Consider the following 11448-nt stretch of genomic DNA (forward strand, 5'->3'; position numbering starts at 1 on the left):
AGAAAAGATCGGTAAAATATTTTTGCCGTTGGTTTATTATTTTTAATCATCCTTGCCATCATTATTACCCCTGATGAGTTACCAAAGTTACTGACTAATTTTGGCGTCTACATTGCGTGCAGCGCCATAATCATCCAGATATTGATAATGAAAGTTTGTTTTTATTTGATTTGCGTTCAATACTTTTAGGGAGAAGCTTTTTGTTTCGCCTGGTGCAAGCATATCTCCCTTTTCACTGACTACTTTTCGCCCCGCGTTATCCTCGGCATTGATCTGTGAAACGTTGACGTAAAACGAAGAGTTATTGGTTGCTGTCAGCTGATTCGCTTTCTCCCCTTGATGCCAGATAAGACCCGACGCTGCTTCTGTGGCTTGCATCGCATCGAACCGGGCTGGGCGAAAGAAAATTTTGATGCGGCTACGAATAGCCATTTGCAACTGATTTTGATTCGCAAGGCTTTTATCGCGAGGAGGGATGTCGAGTACGTTAAGCCAGAATACCGACTCTTTATCTTTGGGCAGGTTTGAACCGGTATAAACGATACGTAATGTCTGTCCTTTGTTAGCCTCCATACGGAAAACAGGCGGTAGCAAGACAAACGGTACGTTTATTTTATCCAGTGCTTCATCAGGATTTCCATTGTCAATCCAGGCCTGTACCAGCGCAGGTTGATTGCCATGGTTATCTAAGCGGACTGTGACTTCTTTTTCTGTTGCGGGGTAGATTACCCGGGTGCCGATAATCGTCACGCTGGCAAAAGCCGATGAGGTCACCGTAAAAGCCAGCAGACAGGAGATCAAAAATTTAAAACTTTTTTTTTTCATGATTTTGACAGAAATGATGATAGAGGAAGAGAGGTGGGAACAGATGCTCCCACCATAATCAATTACAGGTAATTGATTGAATAGTTCACAGCTGATAAGACGGTACCAGCAGTAGCTGCACCAGTTGCATAGTACTGAGCAGAATAGGTCAGAGTACCTGCACCAGCAGTCAGAGCGACAGTTTTTGGAGAGGTGGTCTGCTCAGTGCTACCCGCGTTCAACACGCCATTTCCGCTATCCAGCAGCTGCAGGTCAACATTCGTTGCAGTACCAGTATTGGTCAAACGACCATCAGCATTGACGTTGGCACCTTGTTCAAAGTAAGCGTACACGTCACCAGTCGTAGCTGAGCAATTGCTCAGCGCCATAGTGAAGCGAGTGTTACCTGCAGTCTGACCAGATGTGCTTAAAATACTACTTGCTACTTTAGGCAGTGTAACGGTTGCAGTGCTGCCGCCGCCGTTTACGCTTACAGTACAAGTCTGAGACGCAATATTTCCTGTGAAGTTAATGGTGCCATCTGAAGCTTCAGCAGCATTAACGTGAGCAGCAGCCAGCATCAGACCAAGAGCAACCATAGATAACTTTTTCATATACTTTCCTTTGTATAAAATAATTAATAACATCAATTAATGAACGATTTAATAATCGTTCACTTCCCTGGAGGATTCATTCCTCACAAGAGAATTAGAAAATCAGCAATCCAAATACGACTGCTGCTGCGACACCAACAATACCCATGCCAAAGGCAGACCCACTAACCGGGTTCGCTGCTGGAATTGAGTCTGGGCGCGTCCATTCAGTTTTCTCTTCTGAGCTTGCGCCTAGCTGCTTAAAGAAATCCAGGATCACCGAAGTTAATGAACCACCGCTAACGCCTTCGATTTCTTTATTGTTCAATTCACGCATGTTGTTTCCTTAAGCTGTAATTACAGATGCATTAGGATCAAACTGGTTTTCAACGACCGCGTTAAACCAGCCTGCCGTGCTATCCCAGCCATTCATAGCACCATATAAAGCACCATCAACAAGACCAAGGACTGCGCCGACAATCAGACCTACACCGGCAGAGACAATACCAACGCCTAACACGCCACCGGTGCTTCCGCCACTCATTCCCCATTTAAGACCAAAAGAACTAATACCCGTAACGGCACCGACAACTACAGCGCCAATAAAGTCAAAAAAACCTGCTCCTGAAACGTTTTGCATTTCAAAAGATGTTAACTCTCTCATCGATATCTCCATGTATCATTTTTTCAATATTATTATTTATGCCGCTTCTAGCGAACGGCGCTATTAGAATGGGTGGTCATAAAAAATGAAATAGTAAAACATCCATAATTCTTCTTTTGTTATCGTAAGCAAGGATATGGCTATTATATTTTTACATAATATTAACTGCTGTTGGTATTCTGGAATTTTTTGAGCGTAAATTATTCTTATGCGTGATTTAACCATTAACAGCACTGCTTATGCCTGATGCTTAAAATTATCTGGCATCCGGGAAGCGCATGCCATGAACGCGGTTCAGTGAAACTGATTTATCTATGAATAAGCTTGTGCATAAAGTCATGAGTTAATGATTTCACTTGCCTGAATGTGATGTCATTTGAGAAGTGGAATTAAAAAGGGAAAAATCCCATTTGCCAGTTTCTGGTGATTTAAGCTAATTAAATCATATTTGTCAGGGTAAAAAAACTAAATATTTAAAGATAATCAATTTAAGTGTCTGTTCGATGGGTGCCGTGGTTTAATTCCTTCCATGCAATGCTGCCAGACAGCGTAACTTTAGTAAGGAGCATTAACATTGATGCCAATTTGATTTGTTTCTTTTCAGCCATGCTGGAAAATTGAGAGAGGTGTTTAAATGCGTGCTTTTAAAATAGCATGCTCATAACATCATCTTTCAAATGGTAATGGGAAATTCTTTTTTTAGGAAAAAAGTTATAACACTGCCCGTAAGGTGCTACAAAGTAGATTTATGTGCTAACTAAACAGCGTTTGAATGGTGTAAGATCTGGTTATTGTTTCTTTTATTAGCCTGAATGTCTTTATTTATTTGTATTTGCGGTTTTGAATTTTGTTGGGACGGTTTTATTATAGTGGAACCGATAAAGACTATTTTTAACTGCCCGAGTTATGGAGGCGAGCTCAGGTAAGCGAGTACACCAGGCGAAAGAGAAAGAGACTATAAAAAAACTGATTTTACGAATTGTTGCTAATCACTGACCAATGCGTCAGTTAGATTGAGTTAATTAATATGTATAGAGTGACTGAAAATCATGAACGGATCATCGATGCATTAGCAGGATTTACGCAGATTGCTAATCCAGATGAAATTTCAAGAGGCAAGCGCCGTTATCATTTGACTAAAGATCATGTACGTCGCGTTATGTTCATTCTTGACGGCGATTTTTTACTTAAACTTAAAGGCGAGAATAAGGTTTTGAATATCTTATCCGCTCCGTTTGTTGTCGGCGTAACTCCAGCTTTAGACGAGCCGCCTGTCTATCTGGAACGAGTCGATTATGGAAAAGTCAGTTTCATTGACTATGACGTGTTCTGGCGATTGGTTTTTGAGAAAGATCTTTTTTAATGACGCAATGTCTATTTTATCAGGACAGTATTCTGATCTGATGAATTACATTCAGTTACCAAAAAGTAACTCATATGATGAAGTTCTTTCTTTGATTGAAAGATGGAAAAAACTGCCGACTCATTTAAAGAAACGATTTTCAGCACTATATCTTATTGAAAATAGTTCTCATTTATCAAAAAGTTCCATTTGCAGAGTGCTCAAGGAACTAAAAGAGAAAGGCGAATTGGTACTGATTAACGGTAAGTTCACCTGAATATAATATTTGTCATCGTGAATTTTGTGATACTGAAGGGAAAAAATGGATGTTAATGTGGTTTGTACGGATGACAATTACTTCTTCAGACTGGGCATATCAAAGGTAATTGAGGAGGCACTGCTATCTGATGCAGAAGTAAAATTTTTATCAGGTTTTGATAGTCATAACCTGCGGCAGGCTGACTTCATCCTGATCAATGTTTCGCAATGGCGTCTTTATATGTGTCAACCCGCTTATCGCGAGCGAAAGCCTGGCAGTATCATATTGGTATTTACCGATGATTTCGGAGAGAAAATTAAAAACCCGTTACCATTTTGTTATCAATCTTTGCTTGAAGTGTCAAAAAAGGGATTCGGTACGTTTAATCACTGAGAAAATAACCAAGGCCTGGTTAAACACTCAGGGAAGAGTTATGGGATATCTGCCTTCAGACTGTTTACGGTGCGAATTTGCACGTATCACCGTGGTGCAACTTCAGGTGCTTAGTTTTTTGAAGAAAGGATACAGTGTAATCCAGACAGCAAAAAGGTTAGATTTGTCAGTTAAAACAATCTATGCACATAAATATAATGTGATGAGAAAGTTCGCTCTGAAAGGAGACAAAGAATTTAATGCATTTATCAATGATGTCTCGTTGCTTGAACTTTACAAAGGAGTTATCAATGTAAATGAGATTTAACGTTATCCAGAGGCGTAGGCTCACCCTTCTGCGCTGTTTAAATTTCCCATTTTTTATTTTTTAAGGAGTTGTCAACTCCTGTTCAACATCGGATATAAGGTGTTTTAAATATAGTGATTAAGCACCTTAAGGAGAGTTATATGGAAAATAATTCACGTTTAACATGCAAAGCATCGAATAGTCCCTTTAAATTTATGCAGGGAGTAATGCTGAGTATGGTTTTATTACTTACAGGCTACCTGTACTGCAATTATGTTGAGGCGGCGCCATTGCAGAACGCTCCTGCGCCATCGTTGTTTAAAGAAGTCAAAAATGACAAGGCGCCGGAGCAGATACACGACCCGCGTGCGCACATTATTGTCTACCGTATTGATGAAAAAAATCCTGCCGCATCAAAACGCGTCGTTAACGTATTTGTTAATAATCAATACTATACTAGCGTAATGTCAGGTGATAGAGGGACTGAAATTAGTGTGTGTCCTGGCCAGAAAAAACTGGACGTTATGTTCAGCCAGCATGATTTTGTCCAGCCAGCAAAAATTGAAGTACCCACACCAGAGCTGAAATCAGGTGAGCGCTATTACTATCAGTTAGCGGTAAATGATCAGCAGAAAATCACGGCGCGTCTGGTGCCTGCAAAGGAAGCTGAATCTGTTTTAACCAGTCTCAAAGCACAATCACGTACGTTATCGCGTGTAGTGAATGAATGTTCTTGTTCTGAAGCGGGCGAGTCAAAACTATTGAATCACCCGGTGGCTTCTTCACTATTAAATTCTGACAGTAGTCATGCTCAGAGCAATGCTATGAAGATAGCTGATAAAAGCAGTAAAGCTCAGGGCGCTGCATACTCACTGCATTGATGCAATCTGGCACCATATTTTTTATTAATCAGTTCTGATAATGCCGTTCACTGACTCCAGAATCAAGAGTTGTGCTGGAAGCAATGTCAGGATTGCAGATTATCTCGTCATAAAATCACGGTTATTCGAAGTATATGAATATAGAGATTAAGGGTTTGTGAAAGCCTTATTTCTATTGAATTTAATCAATCCTCGTTAATTAAGAAGGTTGTTATGTTGAAAGTGAACTTGCGTGGTGTGAAGGGTATTATCTCTTCATACACTGTTGATACAAAATCTGAAAATCCTACAACGATCAAAGTTCCGCATCAGGGTGCATTAAATATAGAACTGATCGATAGCGCTACAGGACATGCTCCGCAAATGGTTGTAACCAGGCGCGTTGGCAATAATCTGCAGCTTTTCTTTAGCCAGGATGATTCTCAGCATCCTGATATTGTACTGGAAGATTATTATGATAATGAAAACGTTCATCTGATTGGGCTGGGCGAAAACGGTCAATTTTATGAATATGTGCCGACTTCCGGCGATGTGGCTGAATACCCGCCAGCTTTAACTGAAGGTCAGAGCGGTGAACAGGTATTAGGTGGTGAAGGATATGCCAGTGCCGATCCGCTGACTGCCAGTCACAACAATTTTGGTTGGTTGCCTTTTATGCTGCTGGGCGGCGCGGCAGGCGGCGTTGCTATTGGTGCGTCCGGGCGTGGTAGCAGTGGCCATGACTCTTCCGCTAAGAGTGTATCGGTGACACTTGATCCTGTTGCGGACAGTGATAATGATGGTCGTCCAGAGTTTTCCGGAACATCGAATAGCCCTGACTCACAGGTTGTCATTCAACTGCCTGATGGCACCCAGATCACGACCCAGACGGACAGTGAAGGTAACTGGTATGTGGAAGCACCGACTTCACAACCAAATGGCACCGTCACTGTTACGGTAACTGATAGTGCGGGCAATAGCGGTAGCCTGACTGAAGAGTTTACTGACACCTCTTCGCCAGAAGCGGCGGTTATAAATAGCAATGATGATGAACAAATCTCAGGTAAAGCAGAACCTGGTTCAACTGTGGTTATTTCCGATGGCAGTACCGGTGAAACCACCACGGTTGTAATTGATGAAAATGGTGACTGGAGTATCCAGCCTAACCCTGTCCATGAAGGGGATACCGACGTAACTATCGTGGTTGTCGATCCTGCGGGTAATGTCTCTCCGCCGTCCAACGGTTCCCGACCGGACATAACTCCTCCAGATAACATCAACTCCGGCATTGTCAGTGACTCAGTCACCCTGACGGACGACGTCGGTGCGATCACCGGCGAAATTGCCAGCGGCTCGGTCACCGACGACGCGCGGCCGACCCTTTCCGGCGACGCAACCGCCGACATCGATCACGTCAATATCTATGATAACGGCGAGCTCGTCGGCAGCGCAGCGGTGGACGCGGACGGCAAGTGGAGCTGGACGCCGGAGCAGGATATGGCGGACGGCACTTCTCACGACCTGACGGTTGCGGCGGTGGACGCGGCGGGCAACGAAGGCCCGCAGGCAGACGGCGACTGGAGCTTTACCGTTGACACCAGCACGGCGGCTCCGGAAATCACGAACAACACCGAGGACGAGCTGGCCGGTAACGCCGAGCCGGGCGCGGTGATCGTGATCACCGATCCGGTCAGCGACAGCGTGACCAGCACGGTGGCGGACGCGGATGGTCACTGGAGCATCCAGCCGAATCCGGCGGGTGTGGACACCAAAGACGTCGTGGTGGAAGCCACCGACGAGGCGGGCAACAGCAACAGCGTTGTGATCGACGGCCCCGGCGACAGCACGCCGCCGGATAACCAGACCTCGGGCCTGGTCATCGACAGCATCACCCTGACGGACGACGTCGGTGCGATCACCGGCGAAATTGCCAGCGGCTCGGTCACCGACGACGCGCGGCCGACCCTTTCCGGCGACGCAACCGCCGACATCGATCACGTCAATATCTATGATAACGGCGAGCTCGTCGGCAGCGCAGCGGTGGACGCGGACGGCAAGTGGAGCTGGACGCCGGAGCAGGATATGGCGGACGGCACCTCCCACGACCTGACGGTTGCGGCGGTGGACGCGGCGGGCAACGAAGGCCCGCAGGCAGACGGCGACTGGAGCTTTACCGTTGACACCAGCACGGCGGCTCCGGAAATCACGAACAACACCGAGGACGAGCTGGCCGGTAACGCCGAGCCGGGCGCGGTGATCGTAATCACCGATCCGGTCAGCGACAGCGTGACCAGCACGGTGGCGGATGCTGACGGTCACTGGAGCATCCAGCCGAATCCGGCGGGCGTGGACGCCAAAGACGTCGTGGTGGAAGCCTCCGACGAGGCGGGCAACAGCAACAGCGTTGTGATCGACGGCCCCGGCGACAGCACGCCGCCGGATAATCAGACCTCAGGCCTGGTCATCGACAGCATCACCCTGACCGACGACGTCGGTGCGATCACCGGCGAAATTGCCAGCGGCTCGGTCACCGACGACGCGCGGCCGACCCTTTCCGGCGACGCAACCGCCGACATCGATCACGTCAACATCTATGACAACGGCGAGCTCGTCGGCAGCGCAGCGGTGGAGGCGGACGGCAAGTGGAGCTGGACGCCGGAGCAGGATATGGCGGACGGCACCTCCCACGACCTGACGGTCGCGGCGGTGGACGCGGCGGGCAACGAAGGCCCGCAGGCAGACGGCGACTGGAGCTTTACCGTTGACACCAGCACGGCGGCTCCGGAAATCACGAACAACACCGAGGACGAGCTTGCCGGTAACGCCGAGCCGGGCGCGGTGATCGTGATCACCGATCCGGTCAGCGACAGCGTGACCAGCACGGTGGCGGACGCGGATGGTCACTGGAGCATCCAGCCGAATCCGGCGGGCGTGGACGCCAAAGACGTCGTGGTGGAAGCCACCGACGAGGCGGGCAACAGCAACAGCGTTGTGATCGACGGCCCCGGCGACAGCACGCCGCCGGATAACCAGACCTCAGGCCTGGTCATCGACAGCATCACCCTGACCGACGACGTCGGTGCGATCACCGGCGAGATTGCCAGCGGCTCGGTCACCGACGACGCACGGCCAACCTTCTCCGGCGACGCAACCGCCGACATCGATCACGTCAATATCTATGACAACGGCGAGCTCGTCGGCAGCGCAGCGGTGGACGCGGACGGCAAGTGGAGCTGGACGCCGGAGCAGGATATGGCGGACGGCACCTCTCACGACCTGACGGTTGCGGCGGTGGACGCGGCGGGCAATGAGGGCCCGCAGGCAGACGGCGACTGGAGCTTTACCGTTGACACTTCGGTGCCGGATAACCAGACATCGGGTTTGGTGGCGGACAGCATCACACTGACAGATGACGTCGGTCCGGTACAGGGCAAGATTGAAGATGGCTCTGTCACTGACGATGCACGTCCGACCTACTCAGGCACGACTACCGCAGACATCAGTTACGTCAATATCTACGACAGTGGCAAGCTGATCGGCAGCGCAGCGGTAGAGGCGGACGGCAAGTGGAGCTGGACGCCGGACAGCGCGATGAGCAGCGGGGCGCACGCCCTGACGGTCGCGGCGGTGGACGCGGCGGGCAATGAAGGCCCGCAGGTAAGCGGCACGGCGGATGCGGCGTGGGACTTCAGCGTCCTGACCAGCGCCCCGGCGCAGCCGGCGATTGAAAACGTGGTGGACGACTACAGCCAGGGTGAAGACGCGGACAGCGGCTTCCTGCAGAAGGGCCAGTTCACCAACGACGGCATGCTGACGCTGAACGGCACCGCGGGCGCGGGGCTGACGGTCATCGTGTGGGCCACGGATGCGGACGGCAACCGGGTAAACGCGGGCTCGGGCGTGGCGGATGATAACGGCCGCTGGAGCATTACCACGGCGGCGCTGGGCGAGGACGGCCGCTATGACCTGACGGCGACGGCGGTGAACGCGGCGGGGGGTTTCCTCGGCGGAGACCGGCGCGTTTAACGTGGTGCTGGACACCGTGGCACCGGAGGCGGCCGTGGCGGCGCTGATGGACGCCCAGGGTGAGGTGCAGGGCGAAGTCGCCAGCGGCGGGGTAACCGACGACCGCGCGCCGGTGCTGAAGGGCACGGCGGAAGCGGGCGCGACGGTGACGGTATATCTGGACAACAGCAGCACGCCGGCAGGCAGCACGGTGGCGGACGCGGACGGCAACTGGACACTGGCGCTGGGCACGCTGACGGACGGGGAGCACAGCTGGCAGGTGAAGGTGACGGACGCGGCGGGGAACGAAACCCGCGGCGAGCGCGCGACCTTCAGGCTGGACAGCAGCAGCGTGGAGCTGAGCATTGACCAGGCGAACGACGATGCGGGAAGCATCACCGGCGCGGTACTGAACGGCGGGCTGACCGACGACAGCACGCCGGAGCTGCAGGGCACGGCGGCGGCGGGCGCGGTGGTGACCATCAGCGACCAATCGGGCGCGGTGCTGGGCAGCAGCACGGCAAACAGCAGCGGCGTATGGACGTTCGCGGTGGCGGAGCTTGCAGACGGTGAGCACGTCTTTACGGCATCGGTAACCAATGCGGCGGGCAACAGCAGCGAGGCGAAATTTACCCTGACCGTTGACACCATCGCACCTGTCCTGCCGACCATCACCGGGATGATTGACGATGTAGGCACTGTACAGGGCACGTCTACGACCAGTGGTGGCGTAACGGACGATCCGGCACCGACCTTTACCGGCAAGGCAGAAAAAGGTTCGCTGGTTACGCTGTATGACGGCGACAGCGTGCTGGGCAGCGTTCGGGCGGATGCGCAGGGCAACTGGAGCTATACGCCGACCACCAATATGGTAGACGGCGATCATAGTATCAAAGCCGTTAGCACGGACGCGGCAGGAAACATCTCCGCGCCTGGCGCAGAATGGCCGTTTAAGCTGGATACCAGCACGGCGGCTCCGGAAATCACGAACAACACCGAGGACGAGCTGGCCGGTAACGCCGAGCCGGGCGCGGTGATCGTAATCACCGATCCGGTCAGCGACAGCGTGACCAGCACGGTGGCGGACGCGGACGGCCACTGGAGCATCCAGCCGAATCCGGCGGGCGTGGACGCCAAAGACGTTGTGGTGGAAGCCACCGACGAGGCGGGCAACAGCAACAGCGTTGTGATCGACGGCCCGGCAGACAGCACGCCGCCGGATAACCAGACCTCGGGCCTGGTCATCGACAGCATCACCCTGACCGACGACGTCGGTGCGATTACCGGCGAGATCCTGGATGGCAGCGTCACCGACGACGCACGGCCGACCTTCTCCGGCGACGCAACCGCCGACATCGATCACGTCAATATCTATGATAACGGCCAGCTTATCGGCAGCGCAGCGGTGGGCGCGGACGGCAAGTGGAGCTGGACGCCGGAGCAGGATATGGCGGACGGATCCTCACACGACCTGACGGTTGCGGCGGTGGACGCGGCGGGTAACGAAGGCCCGCAGGTGAGCGGCACTGATGACGATGGCTGGAGCTTTACCGTCGACACCACTGCGCCGGATACCGACGCCTTTACAGACAGCAGCATCACGCTGACCGATGACGTCGGTCCGGTACGGGGCGAGATCGCCGACGGTGCAACGACTGATGATGCACGCCCGACCTACAGCGGTAGCGTGAGCACGGCAGGAATAGTGCAGGGTGTGGTCAGCGTCAATATCTATGACAGTGGCAAGCTGATCGGCAGCGCAGCGGTGGAGGCGGACGGCAAGTGGAGCTGGACGCCGGACAGCGCAATGAGCAGCGGGGCACACGCCCTGACGGTCGCGGCGGTGGACGCGGCGGGCAATGAAGGTCCGCAGGTAAGCGGTACGGCGGATGCGGCGTGGGACTTCAGCGTCCTGACCAGCGCCCCGGCGCAGCCGGCGATTGAAAACGTGGTGGACGACTACAGCCAGGGCGAAGACGCGGACAGCGGCTTCCTGCAGAAGGGCCAGTTCACCAACGACGGCACGCTGACGCTGAACGGCACCGCGGGCGCGGGGCTGACGGTCATCGTGTGGGCCACGGATGCGGACGGCAACCGGGTAAACGCGGGGTCGGGCGTGGCGGATGATAACGGCCGCTGGAGCATTACCACGGCGGCGCTGGGCGAGGACGGCCGCTATGACCTGACGGCGACGGCGGTGAACGCGGCGGGGGGTTTCCTCGGCGGAGACCGGCGCGTTTAA

At 52.4% G+C, this 11448-nt stretch carries 10 protein-coding genes; 6 read left to right on the forward strand and 4 right to left on the reverse strand.

Translation table 11 applies throughout. The annotated features are described in order from the left end of the window. Positions 1-87: 87 nt before the first annotated feature. The 4 genes from JNO11_RS19990 to JNO11_RS20005 form a co-directional block, all read right to left on the reverse strand. Positions 88-825 (reverse strand): molecular chaperone, encoded by a 738-nt coding sequence (locus tag JNO11_RS19990; protein ID WP_325177727.1) that lies wholly within the window; start codon positions 823-825, stop codon positions 88-90. Positions 826-887: 62 nt separating this feature from the next. Then, positions 888-1418, reverse strand: a complete 531-nt coding sequence (locus JNO11_RS19995) for a fimbrial protein (RefSeq protein WP_010256772.1) — start codon at positions 1416-1418, stop codon at positions 888-890. A gap of 94 nt (positions 1419-1512) precedes the next feature. Continuing rightward, a complete protein-coding gene (locus JNO11_RS20000; protein WP_010256766.1) occupies positions 1513-1734 on the reverse strand; it encodes a hypothetical protein in 222 nt (73 codons plus the stop codon). A gap of 9 nt (positions 1735-1743) precedes the next feature. Further along, a complete protein-coding gene (locus JNO11_RS20005) occupies positions 1744-2061 on the reverse strand; it encodes a hypothetical protein (RefSeq protein WP_010256762.1) in 318 nt (105 codons plus the stop codon). Between the two features lie 1027 nt (positions 2062-3088). Here JNO11_RS20005 and JNO11_RS20010 point away from each other — a divergent pair. From JNO11_RS20010 to JNO11_RS20040, 6 genes are all read left to right on the forward strand, one after another. After that, on the forward strand, positions 3089-3424 hold the full coding sequence (locus JNO11_RS20010; protein ID WP_325177728.1) for a hypothetical protein: 336 nt from the start codon (positions 3089-3091) through the stop codon (positions 3422-3424). A gap of 301 nt (positions 3425-3725) precedes the next feature. Beyond that, positions 3726-4055, forward strand: coding sequence for a hypothetical protein (locus tag JNO11_RS20020; protein ID WP_325177729.1), 330 nt, complete (start codon positions 3726-3728; stop codon positions 4053-4055). Between the two features lie 40 nt (positions 4056-4095). Beyond that, on the forward strand, positions 4096-4362 hold the full coding sequence (locus JNO11_RS20025) for a helix-turn-helix transcriptional regulator (protein ID WP_325177730.1): 267 nt from the start codon (positions 4096-4098) through the stop codon (positions 4360-4362). 140 nt (positions 4363-4502) lie between these two features. Beyond that, a complete protein-coding gene (locus JNO11_RS20030) occupies positions 4503-5222 on the forward strand; it encodes a hypothetical protein (protein ID WP_325177731.1) in 720 nt (239 codons plus the stop codon). A 363-nt stretch (positions 5223-5585) separates the two neighbouring features. Next, a complete protein-coding gene (locus tag JNO11_RS20035) occupies positions 5586-9227 on the forward strand; it encodes an Ig-like domain-containing protein (RefSeq protein WP_325177732.1) in 3642 nt (1213 codons plus the stop codon). 1 nt (position 9228) lies between these two features. After that, the gene (locus JNO11_RS20040) at positions 9229-11448 is read left to right on the forward strand and encodes an Ig-like domain-containing protein (RefSeq protein ID WP_325177733.1); all 2220 of its coding nucleotides are present in this window, start codon (positions 9229-9231) and stop codon (positions 11446-11448) included.

The organism is Pantoea sp. 1B4, assembly GCF_016925765.1.
In the GTDB taxonomy this organism is placed as follows: domain Bacteria; phylum Pseudomonadota; class Gammaproteobacteria; order Enterobacterales; family Enterobacteriaceae; genus Pantoea; species Pantoea agglomerans.